19 protein-coding genes and 1 pseudogene are annotated in these 25,493 nt (G+C 44.7%); 12 read left to right on the top strand and 8 right to left on the bottom strand.

The window, feature by feature from the left end:
* The first annotated feature begins 6 nt into the window (after positions 1-6).
* The 3 genes from NL645_RS05265 (at position 7) to NL645_RS05255 (ending at position 4,989) form a co-directional block, all read left to right on the top strand.
* Complete coding sequence (locus tag NL645_RS05265) at positions 7-3,159, top strand: efflux RND transporter permease subunit (RefSeq protein WP_253651346.1); 3,153 nt, start codon at positions 7-9, stop codon at positions 3,157-3,159.
* Positions 3,160-3,500: 341 nt separating this feature from the next.
* Positions 3,501-3,767 carry a hypothetical protein gene (locus NL645_RS05260; RefSeq protein ID WP_046873807.1) on the top strand — a complete coding sequence of 89 codons (267 nt, stop codon included), beginning with the start codon at positions 3,501-3,503 and terminating at the stop codon, positions 3,765-3,767.
* 811 nt (positions 3,768-4,578) lie between these two features.
* Complete coding sequence (locus NL645_RS05255) at positions 4,579-4,989, top strand: hypothetical protein (RefSeq protein ID WP_253651345.1); 411 nt, start codon at positions 4,579-4,581, stop codon at positions 4,987-4,989.
* 533 nt (positions 4,990-5,522) lie between these two features.
* On the opposite strand, the gene NL645_RS05250 is transcribed toward NL645_RS05255, so the two are convergent.
* The 6 genes from NL645_RS05250 to NL645_RS05225 are packed head-to-tail and all read right to left on the bottom strand — an operon-like array spanning position 5,523 to position 10,783.
* Positions 5,523-6,182: an HAD family phosphatase gene (locus NL645_RS05250; RefSeq protein WP_253651344.1), complete on the bottom strand. Its 660-nt coding sequence runs from the start codon at positions 6,180-6,182 to the stop codon at positions 5,523-5,525.
* A gap of 2 nt (positions 6,183-6,184) precedes the next feature.
* Entirely contained in the window at positions 6,185-7,204 is a 1,020-nt protein-coding gene (locus NL645_RS05245; RefSeq protein WP_253651343.1) for an ABC transporter ATP-binding protein, read from the bottom strand.
* Positions 7,201-7,989 (bottom strand): ABC transporter permease, encoded by a 789-nt coding sequence (locus tag NL645_RS05240; RefSeq protein ID WP_253651342.1) that lies wholly within the window; start codon positions 7,987-7,989, stop codon positions 7,201-7,203. The genes NL645_RS05245 and NL645_RS05240 overlap by 4 nt, the downstream gene beginning before the upstream one ends.
* Positions 7,990-7,991: 2 nt before the next feature.
* Positions 7,992-8,882 carry an ABC transporter permease subunit gene (locus NL645_RS05235; RefSeq protein WP_047008046.1) on the bottom strand — a complete coding sequence of 297 codons (891 nt, stop codon included), beginning with the start codon at positions 8,880-8,882 and terminating at the stop codon, positions 7,992-7,994.
* Entirely contained in the window at positions 8,879-9,703 is an 825-nt protein-coding gene (locus NL645_RS05230; protein ID WP_253651341.1) for an alkaline phosphatase family protein, read from the bottom strand. Before NL645_RS05230 ends, NL645_RS05235 begins: the two co-directional genes overlap by 4 nt.
* A gap of 12 nt (positions 9,704-9,715) precedes the next feature.
* Positions 9,716-10,783, bottom strand: a complete 1,068-nt coding sequence (locus tag NL645_RS05225; RefSeq protein ID WP_253651340.1) for an ABC transporter substrate-binding protein — start codon at positions 10,781-10,783, stop codon at positions 9,716-9,718.
* 210 nt (positions 10,784-10,993) lie between these two features.
* Between NL645_RS05225 and NL645_RS05220 the strand changes: the two genes are divergently transcribed.
* Positions 10,994-11,722: a UTRA domain-containing protein gene (locus NL645_RS05220; RefSeq protein WP_074189836.1), complete on the top strand. Its 729-nt coding sequence runs from the start codon at positions 10,994-10,996 to the stop codon at positions 11,720-11,722.
* A 62-nt stretch (positions 11,723-11,784) separates the two neighbouring features.
* Here NL645_RS05220 and NL645_RS05215 read toward each other — a convergent pair whose 3' ends face one another.
* Positions 11,785-13,371: a BCCT family transporter gene (locus NL645_RS05215; protein ID WP_005392697.1), complete on the bottom strand. Its 1,587-nt coding sequence runs from the start codon at positions 13,369-13,371 to the stop codon at positions 11,785-11,787.
* A gap of 304 nt (positions 13,372-13,675) precedes the next feature.
* Between NL645_RS05215 and NL645_RS05210 the strand changes: the two genes are divergently transcribed.
* Together NL645_RS05210 and NL645_RS05205 are read left to right on the top strand one after the other, a co-directional pair.
* Positions 13,676-16,084: a glycoside hydrolase family 2 protein gene (locus tag NL645_RS05210; RefSeq protein ID WP_253651339.1), complete on the top strand. Its 2,409-nt coding sequence runs from the start codon at positions 13,676-13,678 to the stop codon at positions 16,082-16,084.
* A gap of 243 nt (positions 16,085-16,327) precedes the next feature.
* Positions 16,328-17,254 (top strand): LysR substrate-binding domain-containing protein, encoded by a 927-nt coding sequence (locus NL645_RS05205; RefSeq protein WP_253651338.1) that lies wholly within the window; start codon positions 16,328-16,330, stop codon positions 17,252-17,254.
* 94 nt (positions 17,255-17,348) lie between these two features.
* On the opposite strand, the gene NL645_RS05200 is transcribed toward NL645_RS05205, so the two are convergent.
* Complete coding sequence (locus NL645_RS05200) at positions 17,349-19,085, bottom strand: BCCT family transporter (RefSeq protein ID WP_253651337.1); 1,737 nt, start codon at positions 19,083-19,085, stop codon at positions 17,349-17,351.
* Between the two features lie 319 nt (positions 19,086-19,404).
* Here NL645_RS05200 and NL645_RS05195 point away from each other — a divergent pair, with 319 nt between their 5' ends.
* From NL645_RS05195 to NL645_RS05170, 6 genes and pseudogenes are all read left to right on the top strand, one after another.
* Positions 19,405-20,592, top strand: a complete 1,188-nt coding sequence (locus NL645_RS05195) for an aromatic ring-hydroxylating dioxygenase subunit alpha (RefSeq protein ID WP_005392447.1) — start codon at positions 19,405-19,407, stop codon at positions 20,590-20,592.
* 1 nt (position 20,593) lies between these two features.
* Positions 20,594-22,030, top strand: coding sequence for an aldehyde dehydrogenase family protein (locus NL645_RS05190; protein ID WP_253651336.1), 1,437 nt, complete (start codon positions 20,594-20,596; stop codon positions 22,028-22,030).
* Positions 22,031-22,172: 142 nt separating this feature from the next.
* Positions 22,173-22,334: pseudogene (locus tag NL645_RS05185) on the top strand (rubredoxin); the annotation flags it as partial.
* The gene (locus NL645_RS05180) at positions 22,323-23,606 is read left to right on the top strand and encodes an NAD(P)/FAD-dependent oxidoreductase (RefSeq protein ID WP_253651427.1); all 1,284 of its coding nucleotides are present in this window, start codon (positions 22,323-22,325) and stop codon (positions 23,604-23,606) included. The pseudogene NL645_RS05185 and the gene NL645_RS05180, both read left to right, overlap by 12 nt.
* 12 nt (positions 23,607-23,618) lie before the next feature.
* Positions 23,619-24,935 (top strand): FAD-binding oxidoreductase, encoded by a 1,317-nt coding sequence (locus NL645_RS05175; RefSeq protein WP_253651335.1) that lies wholly within the window; start codon positions 23,619-23,621, stop codon positions 24,933-24,935.
* Positions 24,932-25,282 (top strand): ethanolamine utilization protein EutQ, encoded by a 351-nt coding sequence (locus tag NL645_RS05170; RefSeq protein ID WP_074189841.1) that lies wholly within the window; start codon positions 24,932-24,934, stop codon positions 25,280-25,282. Before NL645_RS05175 ends, NL645_RS05170 begins: the two co-directional genes overlap by 4 nt.
* Positions 25,283-25,493 lie beyond the last annotated feature (211 nt).

The raw sequence follows: 25,493 nt of genomic DNA, 5'->3' as shown, positions 1-25,493 counted from the left end.
TTTGTCATGGAAGATACTAAACAAAAGGGCTTAATTGCTTATTTTGCGAATAACCCCGTCGCTGCCAACCTTTTGATGGTGTTCATCATCATCATGGGGGTGGTGAGTTTTCTCTTTATTCAAAGGCAGATGTTTCCGAACATTGAGGTGAACTACATTGATGTTCGTGCGACTTATCCTGGCGCTTCACCTCAAGAAATTGAAGAAAGCATTCTCGTTAAGGTTGAGGAATCGATTAAAGATGTCACCGGGATTAAAAAAACGGTCTCAACGGCCTCTAGAGGTAGCGCGTATGTCTCTATCGAGGTAGACGTTAATGCTGATATCAAGCGTGTCTTGGATGATGTAAATCAACGCATTGATACTTTATCCAACTTACCTGCCGGTATGGAACCGATCAATGTCTACCAAGTTGAGTGGCGTCAAGATGTGATAGAAATGGGGTTAGTTGGGGACCGACCGCTTGAAGAGCTCAAACCCATTGCTAAGCAAGTCGAGGATGAATTACTTCAACTCAAAAATGTCATGTTGGTGTATTTGAGTGCACCAGAAGAAGAGATAGCGATTGAAGTTGATCCACTCGTTCTTCGTAAATACGACTTGACGTTGAGCGATATCAGCAGCGCGATCAGTCGTTATTCTGCCAACTTTTCTGCGGGCGAAGTCAAAACAAACTCAGGGATGATCGCAGTAAGGATTGAAAATCAGTACTACCGTGGTGATGAGTTTAGGAATATTCCTGTAAAGCTTGGCGCAAATGGTGCGAAGGTTTTACTGCAAGATATCGCCACGATCAAAGATGGCTTTACGGAAGAAGAGCGCTACTTTGAGTACTCAGGGCAAAATGCGATCTACATGTCTGTTGAAGCGACTCGTGAGCAGAACATTATCCCTGTTGCCGAGTCTGTTCGTAATTACATCGAAGCAAAAAATAAGACATTACCGCAGGACGTTAAGCTCAAAGTCTTAGTGGATACGACCTATTATTTAAATGGTCGTCTCGACATGATGTTGAAAAACTTGCTGCAAGGCGCTGCTCTAGTGGCGATTATGCTGACCATTTTCTTGCGCTTTCGCTTGGCAATGTGGGTAATGATTGGGCTACCAGTGTGTTTTCTTGGCGCGGTGATGATGATGCCTGCATTAGGGATCACGGTAAACATCGTATCTCTTTTTGCCTTCATTATGGTGCTCGGTATTGTGGTCGATGACGCCATCGTGATGGGAGAGAGCGCCTACAGCGAAATTGAAGAAAAAGGCGGTGGCGTAGAAAATGTGGTTCGCGGTGTCAAACGTGTTGCCACGCCAGCTACTTTTGGCGTTTTAACCACAATTGCCGTGTTTGCCCCTTTCTTGTTGTCTAGCGGTATTGACAGTGCTTTCTTCTATGGTATTGCGGGCGTTGTGATTCTTTGTTTGATCTTCAGTTTGATTGAATCGAAGTTAATCCTTCCTGCTCACCTCGCACATACCCACTTTAAGCCAGTTAAACCTGGTGGCTGGCGTGACCGATTTAACCAACGTTTTTTTGGCTTTGTAAACGGTACGTATCGTAACTTTGTCACGACATGTACGCATTGGCGCTGGACAGTATTTGCTGTGTTTTGCGGTTTACTGCTGATCAGCGCGGCTTTGATCAACGCGAATTATGTTCGGGTGATCCCTAACCCTAAAGTGCCTACTGACTATCCTGCGATCACTATTGAAATGAACGGTACCGTTTCAAGTGAGCAAACAATCAGTGCTCTTAAGACCATCGAACGTGTGATGCAAAAAATTGAATCAGATACCATCGCAGAACATGGTCAAGGTATGATTCGTGATGTGCTTTCATACAACAGAAGTCGTACCGAAGGCCGTGTTTTGGTGCCATTGGTTGATGAGGAATTACGCCCGTTCAATACATTTGAACTTGCTCGACGTTGGCGTGAAGCTATGCCAGTTATTCCTGGAATGAAGAGCATCAAAATCCGCGAGCAGAGCGCGGGTGGCGGTGACAGAGATGAGTTTGGTTACTTGCTGTTTGGTTCTAATATTAATGAATTGAACGAGGCTGGGCGTTACTTGATAGAGCGTTTACAGCAGGAAGAAGGGCTATACGATATTTCATCTTCTATTGATTCAGGAAGCAAAGAAGTGCTCCTTTCTCTTGCGCCTGTAGCGTACGATCTCGGACTGGATCTCACCATGATCGCAGAGCAAGTGGGTGGCAGCTTCTACGGTGGTGAAGCACAGCGTCTTATTCGTGATGGTGAAGAAATCAAAGTTATGGTGCGTTACCCGCAACTGACACGTGAAGCATTTTCATCATTACGTTACGCTGTGATTACCACGCTAGCAGGTAAGAAGGTCATGCTGGGTGATGTGGTGAAGATCAACGAGCAGCCGGGCGTGAGTAGCATTCGACGTGAAGGCGGGTATCAAACCGTTTATGTCTATGGTTCGATAGACGAAGAATTGGTTGAACCTCAAGAAATCGTGAAGGTCATTGACGACAATATATTACCGGACATGAAGCAAGTCTTCCCGAGTGTGAAAACGGAATTGGGTGGTGATATTGAAGAGCAGGCAGCGCAGCGTAATGAACAGATTCTGTTCTTTATTGCAGGCATGATCATCGTCTACATCTTGTTAGCCGTACCGTTAAAAAGTTACACCCAACCTTTGATTGTAATGTCAGTCATTCCATTTAGTCTGACGGGGGCGATTTGGGGCCACTTCTGGCTAGGTTTGGATATCAGCATGATGTCGACATTTGGTTTGATCGCCGCTGCTGGCGTGGTTATCAACGACTCTCTAGTTATGACAGATTACGTAAACCAAGTGAGAGAAAAGGGTATGAACATCAAACAAGCGGTGGTTGAAGCGGGCTGTGCACGCTTTCGAGCGATCACGCTCACCTCAATAACGACGTTTGCGGGTGTATTGCCGATTATGTTTGAAACGAGCTTGCAGGCGCGTTTTGTCATACCAATGGCTGTAGCTTTGGGCTTTGCGGTGTTGTACGCAACGGTTCTGACTTTAGTGCTGGTGCCTTGTTTGTATTTAATGCTTGAAGATATTAAAAATATTTTCAGATCGATTAAGGGGTTTGTTCATCGCTTTATCAATCGTTTCAGAAAGTCGCCAGTGACGTCGAGCGTTGAAGTAAATACATAGAGTTAACAAGCTTGATGTTAACGATTAGGAGCAGCCTTCGGGCTGCTTTTTTATTTCTGTATTTTGATTCAAAGCAGTTCTAGAGTGGGTTGTTACGTAATTTATTCGATGAAAGAACAGCGAGAAAATCTCCTGATAAATCATTCCTTTTATGAATGCTTTTTCGCGTTTGATTCCCTTGGTTAATTTAACACTTGGTTAGCGAAATTTACCAGATGGAGATAATGATGAATATATTCATTTGGTTAACTTATTGAAAAATAACAAAATAAAAGTTGGCATCGTATGTGCAATATATAAATTGTAACTAAAACGAACTGCTAATCCTCAAGGAGCTTATTATGAAAAGCGTATTTCTATCTACTCTAAGTCTTATTGTTGTAATGTCATCACCAATCGCTGCTGCTAACACTTTAGACAAAGAGGAGTGGAGCTCAGATTTACGTCAGGACTTTTCTGAAATGAAGCATGAAGCTGTAGCAGATATTCAGCAAATGAATATGGATGCCATTCACGCACGCGATGAGCGTATCGTGAAAAACATTAAAGATGAGCAAGAACAGTTAGTAAAGGTAACGTGCCACAAAGAGAAAGCAAGCAAGTCATAACCGCCGATAAAGAGACTAACAGACGAAAATGAATCCAATACGAGTTCAGTGCTAGTTAGCAGTAAGCACTGACCTTGTTGCTCTACTTGCCAGCCTTTTAAGGCTGGCTTTTTTGTTTCTCATTTTATAGGTGGTCTCAGAGCCTCAAGCTTACTATCAATCGTTGGCGTGTTTGATGAGCTATCGCTGGAGCGGATGTAACTTTTAAAAGTGTAGATTTCAGTAAACTGGAGGCGATGTTAGATATTTTAAATTTAGAAAAGAGCCGTTCTCCTTTTTGACCTTCATCATACCTTAGTATGTGCCTTACCTTTACTTGAATTAGAACTCATATTGCAGGCTCTCGTTTAAAGGTATTGATGCATATTTAAAGAACAAGAGTTAGAAATATGGGCCTTATTAAAATTTGTAAAGATGGCTTTCGAGGAAAACCAGATTTTTCAAACTTGCTACATAATGTATTCCAGATAGATGACTTAGTATTGTCATTTGAGTGTCCGAACAATATATATGAAGGGCATGTATACCAAGATCTTGTGGAGTTAAAACAATTCGATGTTGACTCAAAAGAAGAACGGCATGAAAAGTTAATAAAATTGGCTTCTATTTATTTCTCATTTCAAAAAAAATATTAAACCCTCTATTACCTATAAATAAACAAGGTGGTTTATATATTAGGCTAAGGATCAAGTCTGCCAATGAGAATATTAGAACTGTCAATCAATTATCTTCATTCATAGAAAAAGAGTATGTGGAGTTTTATCATGCTCTAGAGTCTCCTGAAGGATCTAAGAAAGGAGATCATACAGAGATGATGAATGATGCTAACGATTACGCAAATCATCGCTGGGGATTAGAGCCGATAAACGAAGAAAAAAAGAGAGCGAAAGAAGAGTTTCTCGTAGGAGAGTTTCTTCGCAGCTACCCCCCAATTAAATGCCAGGCTATTGATGTTGGAGAGAAAACGTACTCAAAATACGTAGAAGGTAACTTGGAGTATAAGAGGGACTATCGAAGAGTTTACAATTTGCATATCAAAAATGAGTTTTACTTTAGTATCGAGTTTTTATACGAAATCGAGCCTATGTTTGCTCAAAAAAAGTTTTTAGATTGGGTGAGAAGTGCTGATGAAACCTTTGAGAAAAAGGTGTTAGAGTTACTAGAGTTGTCTCCGCTTGTTGATTCGTATACTACCTCCAAGGTAGAGAGATTGACCAAATAGAATTGATCCTGTGCGCTCTGACTTTCAACTTAAAGAAAAAAGCCCGCAAAGAATTTCCTCTGCGGGCGTAATAAAGGGCACCAAATTGGGTGTCTATTCATTTTGGAGGTGGTCGAACGTCCATATAAAACTGACAATAGGCTTGGTGAGAGGCTTACCACCAGCGCGACCAACGGAGCTAAAGTTAACATTGTTGCAATGATTGTTAAAATGTTAATTCTTCAATCAATGTTTTCATTATCGTTAGTCTGGATTGTGAATATGTTGTTCTATTGTTCCTGGAATGCTTGACTGTCGAATTTGAATACATCATGAGATATAGATGGCCCTTTCTTTATCCATTTTGGTTATATAAATCTTGTCATATCACACTGCTAAATCTTCATTATTTTTAATAATTCGACATGGCTTATGCCATTTTGTTACTGGTGTGTTTGTTTTTCGATGGTCTCAAATTTGAGTTCACGTATAACCAGGCAATTAAAGGAAAAGAGCAGCAGTTCGCTGCCCTTTATTGCTATAAAGACCGAAGGCTAATTCCAACGTAATAGCGTCCAATGTGATCGATTCGCGTGTTCTTTGAGGCGTGGGCATGGATTTACCAGGTAGGTGTAATCTGCGTATTCACATAAAGGCAAATCGTTGATTGAATCGGTATAGAAATGGATTTCAGAATAAGGCTCAGGCTGATTTTCTAGCCACTGTTTTAAGCGCGTGACTTTACCTTCACGATAACTAGGGACACCGTCGATTTCAGCAGTATAACGGTTGTCTTTCTCGATTAAATCGATGCCGAGTGCGGTTGGAATATTAAGACGGCGACCAACGGCTTCCACCAAAAAAGTGACGCTGGCAGAGATGATAACCATCTCTATACCATCACGAGACAGTTGCTCAATCAATGTTTTAGCTTGAGGAAACTGTTTAGTCAGAATATGGCTTTCAACACATTCTTCAACCAAGGCGTTTACTTCTTCAATCGGCATGTTTTCTAGTGGCTTCATGGAGAATGCTAGGTAATCTTCCATGTCCATTTTGCCTTCGGAGTACAAGGCCATTAGACGCTGATCTTCCTTAATAAATAAAGGATCAGTCGCGATGCCTCTCTCAACCATAAACTCGTTCCAAATCATTGCGCAGTCAGCGTTTATTAGGGTTTCATCCATATCAAAAACATACAAAGGTTTGGACATGTTTAGGCTCTCACTGGTTGAATTTCGTTTAGGTTAAAGAGTAGCTCTAGTTGGCTGCCATTCGCTAGTAAGCGTTCTGAAGAGCGGTTAAGCAAGTCAACAGTGAGCTCACACTCTTCAACGTTCACTTGATATCGAATAACATTACCTAGAAGCTGATGGTTGGTGATCGTACCTACTTGTGGCGCTGAGATGTGGCTATCATATTGACGACCTTGCTCTTTTACATATATAGACTCTGGGCGAATCGCTACTTTCCATTCGGTATCAATATTGAAGAGTTGCTTGGCTTTATTGGCCTCTACAAGGTTGTAGTGCCCCATGAAACCGGCCACAAACTCGTTAGCAGGATGAGTATAAATTTCTTCAGGTGTTCCTGCTTGAACAATTTCCCCTTTACTCATTAGGAAGATACGATCAGACATAATCATCGCCTCTTCTTGGTCATGAGTTACGAAGATAGTGGTGAGATTCATCTCTTTCTGAATGTCTCGGATTTGCTGACGAAGATGTTTGCGGATTTTGGCATCAAGCGCAGAAAGTGGCTCATCAAGCAATAATATGCGAGGTTTCACCACCAACGCTCGGGCGAGTGCGACACGCTGGCGCTGACCGCCAGAAAGTTGATGCGGATAATGTTTTTCTTTACCTGCCAGATCCACCAGTTTGATTACTTTAGCTACTTCACGTCGAATATCATCATTCGCAAGCTTTTTCATTTTTAAGCCAAATGCAATGTTGCCTTCAATGGTCATATTGGGAAACAGCGCATACGATTGAAAGACCATCCCAATACCACGCTCTTGCGGGACTTGATGCGTGATATCTTCTCCGTTTACCCAAATCTCGCCGCCATCGACAGGGTTAAGCCCTGCAAGGCTGCGAAGTAGCGTCGATTTACCACAACCGCTAGGGCCCAAAAGCGTAATGAATTCACCTTGCTCGATGTTAAAGTGAATGTCCTCAAATACGGTGTTATCACCAAAACGTTTAGTCAGATTTTTCGCAGTGACGTAGCTCATTGTTTGACTCCTCGGCTGAAACGACTTGCCAACCAAGTCAGGAAAAAAATAAATAGGAAGTAGGTCATCACTAAGGCAGACGTGAAGTGGCCGCTTGTCTGACGCATGTTATACAAGTAGATTTGCAAGGTTTCATAACGTGTGCCGACCAAAATATTGGCGAACACAAACTCTCCCAGTAGAAATGAAAATGAAAGGAAAAGCGATGCCATCAGCCCTTTCTTGAGGTTAGGTAAAATGACCATCAAGAATGCTTTGGTTGTGCTTGCCCCTAGTAAGTGTGCCGCGTCCATTAAATCATTGAGGTTAATTGCTTCGAAGCTATTGGAAATCGCACGATACATGAACGGTAACGCGATGGTGAAGTAAGTGCCTATTAAAATCCAAGGGGTACCGATAAGAGATATTTCACTGTCAGCATAAAGTTGAAGCAAGCCGACGGACGACACGACTGGTGGTACAGCGAATGGTAGCAAAATCAATACGTTCATGAGCTTATCGAGCTTCGGAAAGTAGTAAAACACCACGAATATCGCTGGCAGAACCAGAATGACACTGAGGGTTAGCGAAGCAATACAAATAAACAGCGAACGCCCAAACGCTTGCAAGAAACGTGGGTCGGTCAGCAATTTAACGTACCAATCAAAAGTGAAACCATCCGGAAGCACCGTGGCGCCCCAGCGTGATGAAAGCGAATAGACAAAGGTCGCTAAAATCGGGATGAGCATGATCCCAACAATGGAATAAACCACCGTTTTATGGAATCGAGTATTAACGTTGTACATGACTACTTCCTACCTGCATAGCTTTTCGAAATGAGCCATTGGTTAATCACTGTGATAAAGGCAAGTAACGCCATTAGAATCACCGAAATTGCAGCGGCGAGATTAGGTTCAAGGAACAGGTCTCCCGATACCAGACTCGCAATTCGAATTGTGATGACGTTATAGTTACCGGAGGTCAACGCATAAACACTCGCATATGCGCCGATTGCGTTGGCTATTAAGATAATAAAGGTACCGAATAAGGCTGGTGAGAGCACTGGCAGCGCGATTTTCGCCCAATACTGCGATGTTTTGGCTCCCAGTAGCGCAGCAGCTGCTTGCCAATCATCACTCAACGCGTCGAACGCAGGGTAGATTAACAACACCGCCAGCGGGATTTGGAAGTAGATGTAAATGGCCAGCAGGCCCCATTTACCATAAAGGTCGAAATCACCGAGTAAGCCATACTGCTTGAGCAAAAGGGTAATCGCCCCATTGGTGCCCAAAATAATAATAAAAGCGAATGACAGAGGTACGCCTGCAAAGTTGCTGCTCATGTTCGTAAACGCAATCACACCGTCGCGGACTTTAGAATCGACTCTGCGTAGAGAAGAGACCAACAAAGTCGCAATGGCTAAGCCAAAAATGCTCGACCACACCGCTAACCACAAGCTGTTGCCAAACGCCTGCATCATGAAGGCGGAGTCGAGCACTTCAATGTAGTTATCTAAGGCAAACTCGCCATCGTAGATAAAGCTGTTTAACAGTACCCAAATCATCGGTGCGAGTTGAAATAGGTAGAAAAACAGCGCGAAAGGCACTAACCAAATGGCTGGCTTAAAGCGCTTTAACCAAGTACTTGCCAAATTTGAGCGTGATTCGCTAGAGCTTGGGGAGAGGACAGAACTGCTCATAGTGCTAACAATTCCTGAGTGTATGGCTTCGTGTGGTCAAGGTTTAGCAATTGACAAACGGTGCCACAAATATCAGTTTGCTTAATATGACAATCCTGATGGGTAAACTTATCGCCAATGACAAACAGAGGAACTTCTCGCTCTTCAGGTAAAATCCCACCGTGAGAAAGATCGTTGTTCATGCCATGATCGCTGGTCACAATGATTTGATACCCATCAGCAAGCCATTGTTCGATGTAGTTGGAAAGAATAATGTCTGCACCTCGCGCACAATTGCGGTATTGGCGAGAGTCTAGGCCAAACTTATGTCCTGTATCGTCGATATTCATCGGGTGGATCAGTAAGAAATCAGGTTGATAGTTTCGACGTAAATACTCTGCGTCCAGGAACAAGGCTTCATCAGGATAATGATCCCAATGGTAAAAGCAGCCGTGCTGGATATTCAGAGTTTCATCATGCGTGAAACGATCGCGAACAGGTTCAAATGGCGCGCGATTATAAAGCTCACTGACCCAGTGGTAGGCAGCCGCAGCGGTCACTTTGCCTTGGGCTTTTGCCAAACTGAAAATGGAATCGTGTTTGGATAGACGAACGATATTGTTGTTTACGATGCCGCTTTCTACAGGGCGAACGCCCGTTAAAATGCACTCATAAAGTGGGCGAGACATTGAGGGCAACTCACACTGCACAGGATAAAGCGTTGCGAGAGTTTCTTGTTGGGAACGACTTTGTTCTAGAAGACCATTGAGGTAGCCCATGCAATCACGGGCTACCTGATAGTTCAGTCCATCTAGAACAACAAGGATGACCTTATTGCTCATAACGACTTACTCTTATTGCTGGTGGATTAAGACACTTTCTTGCCATTGACGTGGCAGCTTACGTGCGGACTTTTCCCAAGCTGGGAAGTCAGTCACTGGGTGAACATTGCTGTATTGGTCGTTAGCAATTAGCTTGTCTTGCACTGCTTGAGGTAGTGTGATGTTGGTGCGGATTGGACGCGCATAACCTTCTGCTAAGTTGATTTGCCCTTGATCGCTGAAGATGTACTCACGAGCAAGCTTTGCTGCATTAGGGTTCTTCGCGTATTTATTGATTATGGTTGTATAACCAGAAATCACAGAGCCATCTTGAGGAATGCTCACTGTAAAGCGGTCGCGGTCAATTTTGTCGCGGTAGTTCAACGCATTGAAGTCCCACATGATCGCCACTTCCACTTCGCCTTTTTCTAGGTTGGCGATGTTCGGATCGGTAAATGAAAGACGACCTTGCTTCGCGAGTTCAGAAAAGAACTTGAGCGCAGGCTTGAGGTTGGATTCGTCCCCACCGTTGGCGAACGCTGCGGCGAGAACTGCGTTGTTTGCCTGTGCTGCTACGCCGACGTCACCTACGGTCACTTTGTAGTCGCCTTTTAATAGGTCATCCCACGTTTTTGGCGCGTCTTTTACGAGGTTATTGTTGGAGATAAAAGAAATAGTGCCAGTGTAAGCAAGTGCCCAATGACCATCTTCGTCTTTTGCCCAATCTGGAATGTCATTCCAAGTTGTTGGTTTATATGGCTGAGTGACGCCTTTTTTAACCGCTACACGTGCGAAGGCAAAGCCTACGTCACCAATGTCTGCGGTCGCGTTTTTCTTCTCAGCTTCGAATTTTGCGATTTCTTGAGCCGAGCTCATATCCGTGTCTTGGTGCTTAAGGTTGTAGTTTGACTTTAAATCAGCCCAAGTGTCTTTCCAGTTCGCCCAACTATCGGGCATACCTACACTGTAAACCGCCCCTTCTTTTTGTGCTGCGGTAACCAATGACTCAATATCGGCTTCTTTCGCTACTGTTGGTGCTGCAAGCGTTACCGCGATGATTGCCGCTGGTGCGGTAATTGAACGACTTAGCAAAGTTTTCATTGTCTCCATCCTTCTGGACTAGGTCAGTAAGTTCGCTTTGTATGCTATGGATGGAATGTGACGATTTAGCGCAAGTAATTTGACAGTTTTTATGAATTTCTATGGCACTTATATTTCATACGCTCAATATGTGTTCTGTTGATTAATGTCATATTTTTGTTACGTACACGCCTTATGTTGTTCATCAAATTATCGTTGGACTAGATCAGAATGAGAGCGACAGGCACCAGCCAATTTGGTACCCAATTAGGAAAAATTAGAAGCAGCTTAAAGCAGCAGATTCTTTCCGGCATCATGTCGGAAGGACAAAAACTGCCATCAGAAAGGGAGCTCAGTGAGCTGTTTTCTACGACTCGAATCACTATCAAAGATGCGTTGGTGTCTTTAGAAACTGAAGGCCTGATCTACCGAGAAGAGCGTCGTGGCTGGTACGTATCTCCAGAGCGGATCTGTTACAACCCGTTGTCTCGTTCTCACTTCCATCAGATGATTCGAGAGCAGCATCGTATTGCAGAAACCAAGTTACTCAACGTGCGAAGTGAAATGGCCGCAGGTGAGTATGCAAAATCGTTAGAGGTTGAGAGAATTACCCCAATTTATGTGATTGAACGGTTACGTTTTATTGATGGGCGAGCGGTATTGTTTGTTGAGAATATACTCAAATCAGCACTGTTTGAAGGTATATTGTCCGAGAACCTCATCATGTCACTGACGGGTATTTATCGTGAGAAGTATGGCTACGAGACAAAGCGCTCTCGTTTTGATGTGATTCCAACGTCAGCACCTGCTCATGTCGCTAAAGCGTTGAACTTGGCTGAAGGACAGCCGGTTCTGAAAATTCGTCGAGTAAACTACAAACAAGATGGCAAATTAATGGACTGCGAATTCGAGTATTGGCGTCCAGATGCAGTGATGATTCGCATTGATAGCGTAGGATAAAGTGCAGAATTAAAAAGAGCCCAATGAAGGGCTCTTTTTCGCATATTGGTTAGAGAGGCGGTTTAAACTAGTCCTTGCTCTTTTGCCATTTTACTTGCGATGCCAGGCGCTTTCCAAATGCTTGGCAGCAAAATGAAAGACACAGGCACGGCGGTAATTACAATGAAAGACTGCAATGCAGAAATACCACCAGAGCCCATTGAGATAAGCGCGATAGCGACAATACCCATCATCAAGCCCCAGAATGAGCGAATCACTGCGTTTGGTTCTGTTGAGCCCGTCATCACTACACTGATTGTGTAAGTCATTGAGTCACCCGTCGTCACGATAAATGTTGTCGTTAAGATCAGGAACAGAACCGAAATGATCATTGGGTAAGGTAATTCACCGGTAATCGCTAGCAGTGCTGCAGGCAAGTTAAAGCCCTCAAACGCAGATGAAATCAAACCAGGGTTATCAAGTTCAAACGCAAGGCCACTGCCACCAACGATACTAAACCAGAAGCAAGTAATCAGCGGTGCTGCGATGCTAATAGACATGATCAATTGGCGAATTGTACGACCACGAGAGATACGAGCAATAAAGATCGCCATCATTGGGCCATAACCGATAAACCAACCCCAGAAGAATACTGTCCACCAGCTTAGCCAGCCCGTATCACCACGGTAAAGCGCCATTGGGAAGAAGTTATCTACCATGCGACCAACGCCTTGTACGTAGCCATCAACAATAAAACTTGTCGGTCCAAAGAACAGGATGTAACCAATTAACAGCACAGACAAAATAATGTTGTAACGACTGACGATTTGAATACCTTTGCTCAAACCGCTTAGTGCGGAAAGGGTATACATCAGGATCGCTGCCATGATAACCATGCTTTGCGTTACGAACGTATCTGGCAGGCCAAACAATGAGTTTAGCGCGTAGCTAATTTGTAAACCTAAGAAGCCGATAGGGCCGATTGTTCCTGCTGCTACGGCAATAATGCTACATGCGTCAGCAACATCACCAATCCAGCCTTTAATGGCTTTATCGCCAAACACAGGGTAAAGCAGAGTACGCGGCTTAAGAGGCAGGCCTTTATCGTAATGCAAGTGCATTAAGACAATGGAAGATAAACCACCAAGGATCGCCCAAGCTAAGAAGCCCCAGTGCATAAAAGACTGAGATAGAGCATTGATTGCGGCAGTTTTCGGTGAAGCTTCACCGTATAAAGGTGGGGCAGTCACAAAGTGCGCGATAGGCTCAGCAGCGGCCCAGAACACACCACCACCTGCAAGTAGGGTACAGAGTACAATTGACAACCACTTAAAGTTATCAATATCAGGTTTCGCTAGACCACCTAGACGCACATAACCAGTGCGACCAAACGCAAGAGCCAAACCAATAAGGAAATTCAGAAGAAGCAGTACTTGCCAGTAAGCTCCGAAATATTTAGTAGCAAAGCCGAAGCCGGTGTTAACCATTGCGGTTAGAGAGTCGGTATTCGTTAGGGCAAGTAAAACGAATAGAGTGAGGAAGCTACCACTTAACCAAAAGACAGGATTGGTGAGTTCGAGGCGCTTGAGCAGAGATGGGGGATGAATAGCAGAATAGTCAGCATCCTGAATAGGCGCTGTGTGGGAGGCGGCATTCGTCATATTTGACATAATTACTTCGCTTTTTAGGGCTATGAAGCCGTGCATTTCCCCTCACATCGTTTCGACGAAAAGTGTGAGGATGTTCAAAAAGCCGATGATGTTAACATGTCGAAGTTGCAAATATAACCTTAGATTTCGATTAATTTTTAACAGGTTAGCCAAGTTGCTGATTTTTGGGTAGAGATCAAAGGAAAGTGTTTTTACGTGAAGTGCACCGCATTTCGTATGTAAATAACATTTCCCTTGTTTTTGCATGGATTACTCAGGGTTACATTGAGCAAACATGTTTCTTCTCCAAACTGAGGTTTACTCAATGGCTCACTTCGAACTTAATGGACAGTGGTTACTTACCTCGCCACAGCGTCCCGATATTGAAATTCCAATGTCTATTCCGGGCGATAATATTTCGGCGCTTTTGCAAGCAGAGCGCATTCCGGATCCTTATTTTGCCGATAATGAAAACAAAGTTCGTTGGATTGAAGAGTGTGAGTGGCATATCTCGCGTGAGTTTGAAGTTGATGCGTTTACGTTGTCTGCCAAGCAAGTTTGGATGACGCTAACTCGTGTCGATACCTTGGCAACTTTCTATATTAATGGTGAGTTAGCACTAACTTGCAGCAACATGTTTAATCAACAACGAGTTGATATCAAACCTTATTTAAAACAGGGCATAAATACTGTTCTTGTTCAATTCGCCAGAGTCGATATAGAAGGTTTAGAACGTGCCAAAAAGTTGCCTTTCCCAGTCCCTTCCGCAATGGGAAATAATCAAATTCCGCATATGAATTTGATCCGAAAAACGCAATGTCATTCCGGATGGGATTGGGGCATTTGCTTGATGGTATCGGGTATTTACGACCCCATTCAAATCGACATTGTGAATGAGCTTTGGCTCAAAGGCTTTTCGACAGAGCAGCAATGGCAAGCCGATGAGAGTGTGTTTCTTGATGTATTAGTTGAAGTGGAAACGGACAGTCAACGCCATGAAATGATGGTTGAATTTAATGGTGAGCGTCAATGTATTCAAATAAAAGGAAGTGGTCACTATCATTGCCAGTTCCACATTTCGGAGCCTCAACGCTGGTGGCCATCGGGTTATGGCGAAGCTTGTCTTTACCCCATTACCATTTCTTGCAGAGAGCAAAAGTTAACGCGCAACGTTGGTTTGCGTCAGTTAACCCTAAATAACCAAGCTGATGAACATGGCTCTGCGATGGAATTTATCGTCAATGGCGTACCAATTAATGCCAAAGGTGCCAACTGGATCCCTATTGACGCAATGCCGGGGCGAGAGTGCGAAACACGTTATCGCAACCTTTTGCAAAGTGCGGTTGACGCCAACATGAATATGATACGTGTGTGGGGTGGAGGTCAGTACGAGAGCGAGATCTTTTACAATCTGTGTGATGAGCTCGGCTTGTTAGTATGGCAAGACATGATGTTCGCATGTTCACTGTACCCATCTGATAATGTCTTCTTAAAAGAGGTCGAAGGTGAGCTTCGATACCAAATATCGAGGCTTAAGGAGCACCCATCAATAGCACTTTGGTGTGGTGATAATGAAGTGATTGGAGCTATTGGGTGGTACGAAGAATCTAAGCACAATAAAGTCAAATACACGGTTAACTACGATCGCCTCAACCGCATGATTGAGCAGGTGATTACCGAACAAGATAGCGCTCGTCGTTTCTGGCCAAGTTCCCCATGTAATGGTGAACTGGATTTCGGTGACGCGTGGCATGATGATAGTAAAGGTGATATGCACTTTTGGGACGTTTGGCATTCAGGAAAACCATTCAGTGCCTACCTTGACGTGAATCCTCGTTTTTGCTCTGAGTTTGGTTTTCAATCTTGGCCATCTTTTGCAGAAGTTAAGCAGTTTGTCCCGGAGCAAGATTGGAATATCACGTCCCTAACCTTTGAACAACATCAGAAGAATCCTCGTGGTAACAGTATCATCACAGAGATGTTCACGCGTTATTTCCGTTTTCCCTCTGGATTCGAGAACATGCTGTATTTAAGCCAAGTTCAGCAAGCAATCGCGATCAAAACTGCATGCGATCATTGGCGTGCCATTTCTCCAGTTTGTTGCGGCATGCTGTACTGGCAACTCAACGACAACTGGCCTGTTAGTTCTTGGTCTAGCTTGGAATACAGTGGTCGTTGGAAGCAGTTGCACTATCATGCAAAACGCTTTTTTGCGCCGCAGTATTTGGTATTTTCCGAGCATACAGGCAAGTTGAGCCTGCATTTGCTCAATGATGCCAAAGCGCCCGCAAGCGTCAACGCACTGCTCAAGTGGGTAGATTGGCAAGGGGAAGAAAAGCAATGTTGGAGCTTAGAACAAACGGTCATAGCAGACAGCAATACGATTTTGTGGCAATTGGATGAATCGGTTGAGAAGGATGAACTTACGTCAGGCTTCTTCTATGTTGAAGCGCAAATCGGTGAAGACAGAATAAGCAACACATGGTTTTGCACTCACGAGCTAAAAACCTTGCCGATAGCGAAAGCCAATATTGATGTCTCGATTGAGGGTAGCCAAATTACATTGATTGCTGACAAGCCTGCGTTTTTTGTTCATTTGGAAAGCGATGTTGATGGAAGGTTCAGTGACTCCAGTTTTACTCTGCTGACCAACGTTCCAATGACGGTTGAGTATTTAGGTGATGATGTTTTAGGCATGCAACAGTCGTTGAGGGTATACCACCTTAATGATTAAAACGGGCATAGAACATCTATATGCTGATATCTGGGAAGGAGGCCTTTGCTCCTCTTTTTTGTGCTCTTTGTAGCCACGAAACTGTATACGGTTGCCTCTCTCACAACAATTTATGATTCATCTCTATTTTTTATCATTTATAAATTGTCGTTTTTGAGGTGTTGTCCAGAATGGCATTATCCACGTGCAACATAAGATTGCCGGGAATAAAAATAATTACAATACTGCCTTACTGGAAGATACATGAAAATCAAACCCCTCCCACCTTTAAATAGCCTCGTTGCGTTTGAAGCGTCGGCGCGGCACTTGAGTTTTACGTTAGCCGCTGACGAGCTAAACGTGACCCAAGGTGCTATCAGTCGCCAAATTAGACAATTAGAAGAATACTTAGGCAAGGCTATGTTCACGCGAGCCAATCGAAGTATTAATTTAACTCTTACAGGTCTTCAATATTATCAAGCTGTTAGCCAATCTTTGCTCGATATTGCTCAAATCACGGGTGAAGTGAAGAAGTGGCAGGGCGAACAAAAGATCACGGTTGCGACGACAAATGCAATGGCAGCCTTGTGGTTGTTGCCTAAGGTTGCTCAATTTCAAAATGAACATGATGACATCGATATAAGGATATTGGCCTCAGATAATGTGTTGGACTTACGCCGATTAGATTGCGATATCGCCTTGTTTTATTGTCGCACTCCACCTGCGGAAATGGATGTGACAACGCTATTTTCAGAAGAAGTATTCCCTGTGTGTAGCCCGCTTTATTTAGAGAAAATCGGCCAGCCTAGTGAGCCAGAAGAAATCTTCAATAAAACGTTACTCTATCTGGAAGAGTCTCAAAGAGATTGGGTGAATTGGGAGCAGTGGTTTGCAAGTGTGGGGTTGCCAAATATTTCGCCTCGTAATCGCATGAACATCAATAACTATCCAATGCTGTTACAAGCGGCAATTAATGGTCAGGGCATCGCGTTAGCCTGGGGGTCATTAGTGGACGACTATTTACAAAGCGGCGCTTTGGTTAGGCCAGTCGAGCATGTTCTTTCAACACCTTCCAATTTTTCTATGCTTGAACCTAAAAATAGAGGTTTAATCCCAGCAAGCGTCAAACGTTTTAGAGAATGGCTTTTGCATCAGTTGCCAGATGAAGTAGGTGATCGAGGCTTAGCCTAAATCAATAAGCAGAGAAAATAACAGAGTTTGGTCATGTTAAAAAAGCGGGAGTACTAGTTCCCGCTTTGTTTTTATTGATTTATGAAACGACGCACTAAGTGAGTGCTGGTCCTTGATTGAGTGTGGAATCATCTTTCAGCGAGGATGTTGAAGCGATAGGCTCGGAAGCCACAGTTTTGCTTTCAACAAGCGGTTCAACAGGACCATCAAGTTTCTCTTGCTCTGGGTGAACATGCTCTGGAAGCATTGCCCATGGCTTAGGCTCGCGTCGAATACTATGAAATAGCGTTAAGCTCATCACCGCGATAAAAATGGCGATAGGGAAACCGGCAATAATGGAGGCCGTTTGCATTGCTTTTAACCCTCCTGCGTATAGAAGCACTCCCGCAATGGCGGCGATCATGATCCCCCATAATACGCGTATTGACGTGGGAGGTTCACTGTGTCCAGCGGCATCGAGGGTACATAGAACCAAGGTACCTGAGTCCGCGGAGGTAATGAAATAAGTACCGAGCAATAGACACGCAAGTACGCTAAGTAGTTTACCAAACATACCTGTATCTAGATTGTCGAATAGCGTAAACAAAGCGCGTGTCGTATCAGCTTTAGTCGCTTCAAGAATTGGGCCGCCAGAAAAATCTGCAGGTGGTGTTTGTTTAGCTTCTTGTGCCGTAGTGACTTGCTCTTGATGAGCAACACGAGCGTCTTGCTCTACCTTCAACGCTGCGCCACCAAATACTGAAATCCATAAAAACGTGATCAGCGTGGGTACGATGAGAGCACCGCCGATAAGCTCACGTATTGTGCGCCCTTTAGAGATACGAGCTACAAACATGCCAACGAAAGGTGCCCAAGTCATCCACCAAGGCCAGTAATAAGCCGTCCACCAGTTTTGCCAGCCAGAGTCATTCTGTGCATCGCTCCATAAGCTCATACCGACAATGTTTTGTGCATAAAGCCCCGTGCTTTCAAGTAGCGTATTTAAGATATAGCGAGTTGGGCCAATATAAAGTACGACCAGCACGAGTGCGAGTGAAAGCAGCATGTTCCATTCTGATAAACGGCGAATACCTTTCCCTACACCAGATAGCACCGACGCAACCGCACAAGTACAAAGGGAAACGATAATAAAGAGTTGAATCCCCAAACTAATGTCTAGACCAAAGGCTTGATTCAAACCAGAGTTTATTTGGATAACTCCCATCCCCAAGGTTTGAGAGATACCAAAAGCAGTCACCGCGACTGTTAGGATATCAACCGTGTGCCCGATAGGCCCATAAATACGATCGCCAATCAAAGGGTACAAGATAGAGCGTAGGGTAAAAGGCAGATCTTTACGGTAGGAAAAGTAGGCTAATGCGAGTGCAACAATAATAAAGACAGACCAAGGGTGTAGACCCCAGTGAAAGAATGTCAGCTTCATTGATGTTGTTGCGGCTTCATTGGTCAGGCCTTGAGTAAATGGGTTGTCATCGTAATGCCACATCGGTTCGGCGACCGACCAGAAAATTAAGCCTATCCCCATGCCTCCGGAAAAAAGCATGGATACCCAAGACAAATAACTAAACTCTGGTTTTTCGTCATCTTTACTCAAACGAATATGTCCATATCGACTAACCATAAGATAAAGAAGAAAACCGACAACGAGTGAAACAAGTCCGATGTAAAACCACTTCATATTCTGCAGCAAAATGCCGGAAATCGTTTCGAAGTATTGACCCGCTTGGTTGGCGAGAATGGCGCAGAAAAGTACAAAACCGATAACGACGATCTTTGATGCGATAGTCACAGTCGGATTGAGTCCTTTCAATATCCCAGATGTTGCTCTCATAGGCATCCCTCACAGTGCTTTTGTTTTAGCGTCATTGTTTGTTGCGTTATTGTTAATTTTTGAAAGAGAGTAGAGAGAGGGCTTTTGTGTTTCAACTGATTAATACTCATCGGTTAATGAGTATTAATCATGACAAGAAGAACCTTGTTAATTAAAAGGTTATTTTGTTGTTTGAGATCAATGCACGAATGACAAAAACTCATCCAAACCCGGCGAAAAAGTCGTTTGTTTGTTGCTGGGTTGTTAATCAAAATCATCTCTACTAACACAACACGATGTTGTACGCACTGGATGCAACTCGACTCTCGGAGATAAGAATATGAGCAATGTCAACCAAACCATTATTCCTGTTGAACTTGTTGATAATGTACTGAACCCAATCAGTGAAGCAACAGGAATGCCGAATCAGGCCTACACCAGCGAAGAGTATTTTACTTTTGAGCGTGATCAGGTGTTTGGTAACACTTGGGTATGCATTGGTTTTGCATCAGACCTGCTTAAAAATGGCTATGTGATGCCACTTGATTTCATGAATCTTCCACTACTCATGATGAGAAATCGTCAAGGTGAAGTCCAAGTCTTCCACAACGTATGTAGTCATCGTGGTATGAAGCTGGTGCATGAGGCAGGCGAAGTTCAAGGCATGATTCGCTGTCCATACCATTCATGGACGTACGATCTTGACGGCAATCTAAAAGGCACACCACACATCGGTGGTATCGCAAAACACAAAGATGATCGATTTAAGTGTGAAAAACACGGCCTTAAGCCACTTCGTTCAGCCGTTTGGATGGACATGGTATTCGTTAACTTATCGGGCAATGCAGAAAGCTTTGAAGATCATATCGCGCCGCTAGAGCAACGTTGGCAGCAGTTCTTAGGTGAAGATGGGTTAGGTCTTCTTCGCCGCGTGAACATGGGTGGCAACTTAGAGATCGAAGTGAAAAGTAACTGGAAGCTTGCCGTAGAAAACTACTGCGAGGCTTACCACTTACCTTGGGTGCATCCGAGTTTGAACAGTTATTCTCGCCTAGAGGATCACTACAACATCATGTTTGCAGAGCGCTTTGCTGGTCAAGGTAGTCTCGCGTACAACCTTTCTGATACAGCAGGAACACACTTACCTAAATTTCCAAGCTGGCCAGAAGATAAGCTGCGTCATGCAGAATACGTTGCACTCTTTCCAAACGTGTTGCTTGGTATTCAAGCCGATCATGCCTTTGCAATGATGATTGAACCAATCACTGCGAATAAGAGTGTTGAGCACCTACGTGTTTTCTATGTGGGTGATGAAGCAACGAAAGATGAGTTTGCTGCGTGTCGTACTGCTACCGTTGAGTCGTGGCGAGTCGTGTTCGGCGAAGATATTGGAGCGGTCGAAGGTATGCAGGAAGGTCGTTACTCACCTGGCTTTAGTGGTGGCGTGTTCTCACCAGAAATGGATGTTCCGACGCATTTCTTCCAAACCTGGTTGGCAAAGCAAGTGAAAGCGGCACTGGAGCAGTAAGATGATGCATTACCTTAATTATATTGATGGTGAGTGGTGCGATTCAGAGCAAGCGCTGACCGTCATGAATCCTGGCACAGCCGAAGCGTATGCGACGATTGCAGAAGCCACTATCACCGATGCCGATCGCGCAATGGCAGCGGCACGCCGAGTAGTCAAGCAAGGCCTTCTTTCGGACGTTCGTCCAGCCGTCAGAACCGAGTGGATGTTAAAAGCCGCCGCAGCTATTCGTGAAATGGTTGATGAAGGTGGGTTAGTTGCCTGTCGTGAAAATGGGAAATCTTTGCAAGATGCCAAAGATGAGTTTTTAGAGTCGGCACGTTACTTCGAATACTACGCTGGCATGGCCGACAAGCTGGAAGGCACGTCAATTCCGTTGGGTAAAGACTATGTCGACTTCACTCAATATGTGCCGTTTGGCGTGTCAGTACAGATTGTGCCGTGGAATTTCCCTGTCTCTATTTGTGCACGCTCATTGGCACCTGCATTAGCTGCTGGTAACGCAGTGGTGATCAAATCGCCAGAGATTTCTCCACTTGCCATTACGTTGTTGGTTAAAGCGATTGAAAAAGCGGGCTTCCCGAAAGGCACGATTAACTTGCTATGTGGCAAAGGCTCCGTCGTTGGCAGTCATTTGGTGCAGCATCAAGAGGTCGATCAAATTGTCTTTACGGGTTCTGTACCGACCGGCCAACGCATTCTGCAAGATTCAGCGCAACGCGCTACTCCATCGGTGATGGAGCTGGGTGGTAAATCGGCTGCTATCGCACTGAAAGATGCGAACCTTGAAACACTTTTGAAAAGCGTTCAGGTCGGTATTTTCTTTAACGCTGGTCAAGTGTGCTCGGCAATGTCTCGTTTGCTGATTCAAAAAGAGCGTTATGAAGAAGTAAAAGCGGCGGTAGTGGAAATGGCAAAAAGCCTAACTATTGGTCAAGGCGAAAGCCAGCCGGACATCACACCGTTGGTATCGGCTGATCAACAAGCACGCGTGCTTGAAATGATAGAACAAGCAAAAGCCGACGGCGCGAATATCCTAACGGGTGGCTACGCACCTGATTTATCGGGTTACTTTGTGGCACCAACGGTGATTGAAGCCACGCCAGATATGCGCATTGCACAAGAAGAAGTGTTTGGCCCTGTACTGGTAATTACACCGTTTGAAACTGAGCAAGAAGCAATCGAAATCGCGAATGGCACCGATTTTGGCCTGGTCGCTGGTGTCTTTGGTGAAAGCCTAAACCAAACATTGCGTGTGGCGCAGCAACTGCGTGGTGGGCAAGTGTTCATCAATGAATGGTTTGCTGGTGGTATCGAAACACCATTTGGTGGCGTGGGCTTGTCCGGTTTTGGGCGAGAAAAAGGACAAGAAGCGATTTATAGCTATGTCCAGACACGCAATATTGCCATTCGTTTGCAGCAAGACAGCAACGTATAGCTACCGTGTAACTTGATTTTCATCACCTCGCACCGGCTTGGATTTCAGACCACAAGCTAGGGCGAGGTTGATGGAATCGCTACAAATCTGACAGCGGTTTGTAAACACGGAAATTCTGAACAAGGTAGTTGGAGTAAAAGTGATGAGAAAGTGGCTCTGTATTATTTGCGGCTTAATCTATGATGAAGCACAAGGTTGGCCATCCGATGGCATTGCACCAGGAACAGCATGGGAAGATGTGCCGGATGATTGGTTATGCCCCGACTGTTTAGTGGGTAAGGCCGATTTTGAAATGATCGAAATCACCGACGATGCGCCAGTAGAAGAGGTCGCGGCAGTGTCTTCGGTGTCGGTAGGATCGTCTGTTCAGCCCAATGCTGCTCAGCCACTTCCATCTGAAGTCACTCAGCCTATATTTTCAGCTGACCCTATCGTTATCATCGGTAGTGGCCACAGTGGTTACCAGTTGGCAGCGGCACTTAGAGCGCAATCTGAAACGGTTCCGATCACTGTCTTTACCGCTGATGATGGCGCACTGTACTGCAAGCCTGCCTTGTCTAATGCACTGGTCATGAATAAAGACGGCGACGCGCTACAAAGTGAAAGCGCGTTGGAGTGGGAAAGCCGTCTCAATATCCGCGTTTACCCGCATACCCGCGTTGAACATATCGATCGTGCCAATTCAACGCTACATACCTCCATCGGTAAATACGCCTACAGTCGCTTGGTACTGGCAACAGGTGCATCACCGATTGAAATCCCAATTGAGGGAGAGCGCTCTTGTGTTATGAGTGTGAACGACTTAGTTGATTACCGCCGTTTCAGAATTCAGCTACAGAACAAAAAGCGCATCGCGATCCTTGGCGATGGCTTAATTGGCTGTGAGTTCGCGAATGACCTGATCGAAAGTGGTTATGAAGTGACAGTCATCGGGTTGGGTCAATGGCCAATGGAGCGTTTGATCCCGCAACAGTTGGGTGAATCATTACAAAGCGTACTTGCAGATCGAGGCGTGCAATGGGCTCTACAAGACAGTATCGCCAGAATCGAGCCAAGGTCCGAATCCAGTGCGGTTTTACATCTAAACAGTGGCAAGCAGATTGAAGCAGACCTAGTGCTAAGCGCGGTTGGACTCAAGCCAAATGTATCGCTGGCTGAGCAAGCAGGGCTAGAAGTAGGCCGCGGCATTAAAGTAAATCAATTTGGCCAGACGAGTGATGAGAATATTTACTCGCTAGGCGACTGTGTTGAAACTGAGCAAGGTTGGCAGCCGTATATTGCGCCAATTAATCAAATGATTCCTTCCGTAGCGAAAAGCTTGCTAGGCGATGTCGCGTCAATCTCGTTAACGCCAACTCCTGTGATTGTGAAAACGCCGATTCTTCCACTCACTATTTTCCCGGTAGCCGCTGAAGAGCAGGGACAATGGTACATCGAGAACCAAGCAAATGAATTGACCGCTGCGTTTTATTCTCCTGAGGGAACGATGCTTGGCTTTGCGTTGCTAGGAAGAAAAGTACAGTCATTACGAGGTCCTTGGCTAGATCAATTGTCATTGAAACTGTCAGCAGCGTAACGGAGAAAGAAGATGATTCATTTACCCAATGATGATGCAACATGTGGTTGGTACCATGCGTTGCCAAGTATTGCAGAAAAACCAGCGTTAAAAGGTAAACAAACTGCTGACTATGCCGTGCTAGGTGCCGGTTTCGCTGGACTAGCTATGGCAAGACGTTTAGCTGAACTTCAGCCTAACGCACGAATTATACTGATTGACGCACAACGTATCGGCCAAGGGGCGTCAGGGAGAAATTCGGGCTTTGTGATCGATTTGCCCCATAAGTTTTCACTTGAGCATCCCGATCCTGAGCACAAACAAAAGTTATTATCGCTCAACCGTTCTGCGATTGCTCAGCTAGACACTTTAGTGTCGAAGCACAGTATTTCTTGTCAATGGTCAGCAAAGGGCAAATATCAAGGAGCCGTAGGGGCGCGCGGTGAAGCGTATCTCGATCACTTTGAGCACCTAATGAAAGACCTTGGCGAACCATACTTCCATGTTAATGGCAGTGAGCTGGCGAAAGTCTTAGGGACAAATTACTACAGCCGCGCAATTTACACGCCAGGTGGTTATTTAATGCAACCTGCTGCTCTGGTGCGTGGGCTAGGGGAAAGCCTTCCAGAGAATGTCGAGGTGTTAGAAAACTCGCCAATCCGCAAACTCAGTAAAGAAAACGGTTACTGGGTATTACATGGAGATAGTGGTTCTGTTGAAACCACTGAACTGTTACTTGGCACCAGCATTTTTACTCGTGAGTTTGGTTACCTTAAAAACAGATTACTGCCAGTGATGACGTTTGCAAGCTGGACGCGTCCATTGACCGACGCAGAAATGCAACGATACGGAGGTGAGCTGAATTGGGGTTTAACTCCAGCAGATCATGCGGGAACGACGTTACGTATGACCGCCGATCGACGTATTTTGATCCGAAATACTTACAAACACGTGCCGAAATATGGCTCAAGCATGAACGATAAAGTCAGAGAGCAAATCCGAGACGATCATCGTCAAGTCTTTTTGGCGCGTTACCCCGAGCTGGCCGACGTACCATTTACTCACACATGGGGTGGGGTATATGCCATCTCTCGTAACTTTACTAACTTTTTTGGTCAATTAGATGAAGGTGTTTATGCCAGCGCTTGTGACAATGGTGTTGGTGCTGCGTGGGGAACCATTTCTGGAACGCTGTTAGCTGACTATGTTGTTGGTGCGACATCTAAATCATTGGATGAAATACAGCAAGTGACAGGAATGCCTTGTTTGAATCCGCCAGAGCCTTTTTTAGGCATGGGAGTAAAAACGCGTATCCAATTAGCAAAATGGCAAAGCCGGAGTGAGTTATGAAGCAAGTCAAACTCGTTGATAGTAAAAACCTAGATTTTAATGTTCGTGGTGATACGCCGGGAATGGCGTACGTAGCCCGAGCGTTAAGCCCAGAAATCTCACCAAACATTGGCGTAGGCTTTGCTAAATGGGAAGGCGCTCAAGTGGCTTGGACGGTGCTTTATGATGAGGTTATTTTTGTGATTGAAGGCTGTTTCGAGCTGACCGCAAATGGTGAGACACATTTTGTGCACCCAGGTCAAATGCTGTGGATCCCGGAAGGAACCGAGCTAGTTTATGGTGGGCATGCTCTATTCGGCTACGTGGTTCATCCAGGAAACTGGAAAGAGCTACACGGGATTAAATGATTTGTTTTACAGACGAGACAACGACTTGAAGTTCTACTCGTGCTAAATCAAAAATCGTTCACAGTGTATGTGAGCCAAATCAACTCGCTCGTTAAGGGCGTGTCACCGAAGCCTCCTTCTTGAAGTCATTTGGGTATATACATCAGTTTTAACGATAGCCATATCGAGATGCTTGGTATGGCTTTTATCGTTAAGGATAATAATCTCATTG

It is taken from the genome of Vibrio sp. Y51_MX_L26 (genome assembly GCF_024181935.1).
GTDB classification, from domain to species: Bacteria; Pseudomonadota; Gammaproteobacteria; order Enterobacterales; family Vibrionaceae; genus Vibrio; species Vibrio diabolicus.
Note: the sequence above shows the minus strand (reverse complement) of the source record. Positions and strands in the feature narration are given on the sequence as shown.

Bases quoted from the DNA above. Each gene is read 5' to 3' on its own strand.
- NL645_RS05265 (WP_253651346.1), top strand. From the start codon at position 7: ATGGAAGATACTAAACAAAAGGGCTTAATTGCTTATTTTGCGAATAAC.
- NL645_RS05260 (WP_046873807.1), top strand. From the start codon at position 3,501: ATGAAAAGCGTATTTCTATCTACTCTAAGTCTTATTGTTGTAATGTCA.
- NL645_RS05255 (WP_253651345.1), top strand. From the start codon at position 4,579: ATGATGAATGATGCTAACGATTACGCAAATCATCGCTGGGGATTAGAG.
- NL645_RS05250 (WP_253651344.1), bottom strand. From the start codon at position 6,182: ATGTCCAAACCTTTGTATGTTTTTGATATGGATGAAACCCTAATAAAC.
- NL645_RS05245 (WP_253651343.1), bottom strand. From the start codon at position 7,204: ATGAGCTACGTCACTGCGAAAAATCTGACTAAACGTTTTGGTGATAAC.
- NL645_RS05240 (WP_253651342.1), bottom strand. From the start codon at position 7,989: ATGTACAACGTTAATACTCGATTCCATAAAACGGTGGTTTATTCCATT.
- NL645_RS05235 (WP_047008046.1), bottom strand. From the start codon at position 8,882: ATGAGCAGTTCTGTCCTCTCCCCAAGCTCTAGCGAATCACGCTCAAAT.
- NL645_RS05230 (WP_253651341.1), bottom strand. From the start codon at position 9,703: ATGAGCAATAAGGTCATCCTTGTTGTTCTAGATGGACTGAACTATCAG.
- NL645_RS05225 (WP_253651340.1), bottom strand. From the start codon at position 10,783: ATGAAAACTTTGCTAAGTCGTTCAATTACCGCACCAGCGGCAATCATC.
- NL645_RS05220 (WP_074189836.1), top strand. From the start codon at position 10,994: ATGAGAGCGACAGGCACCAGCCAATTTGGTACCCAATTAGGAAAAATT.
- NL645_RS05215 (WP_005392697.1), bottom strand. From the start codon at position 13,371: ATGTCAAATATGACGAATGCCGCCTCCCACACAGCGCCTATTCAGGAT.
- NL645_RS05210 (WP_253651339.1), top strand. From the start codon at position 13,676: ATGGCTCACTTCGAACTTAATGGACAGTGGTTACTTACCTCGCCACAG.
- NL645_RS05205 (WP_253651338.1), top strand. From the start codon at position 16,328: ATGAAAATCAAACCCCTCCCACCTTTAAATAGCCTCGTTGCGTTTGAA.
- NL645_RS05200 (WP_253651337.1), bottom strand. From the start codon at position 19,085: ATGAGAGCAACATCTGGGATATTGAAAGGACTCAATCCGACTGTGACT.
- NL645_RS05195 (WP_005392447.1), top strand. From the start codon at position 19,405: ATGAGCAATGTCAACCAAACCATTATTCCTGTTGAACTTGTTGATAAT.
- NL645_RS05190 (WP_253651336.1), top strand. From the start codon at position 20,594: ATGATGCATTACCTTAATTATATTGATGGTGAGTGGTGCGATTCAGAG.
- NL645_RS05180 (WP_253651427.1), top strand. From the start codon at position 22,323: ATGATCGAAATCACCGACGATGCGCCAGTAGAAGAGGTCGCGGCAGTG.
- NL645_RS05175 (WP_253651335.1), top strand. From the start codon at position 23,619: ATGATTCATTTACCCAATGATGATGCAACATGTGGTTGGTACCATGCG.
- NL645_RS05170 (WP_074189841.1), top strand. From the start codon at position 24,932: ATGAAGCAAGTCAAACTCGTTGATAGTAAAAACCTAGATTTTAATGTT.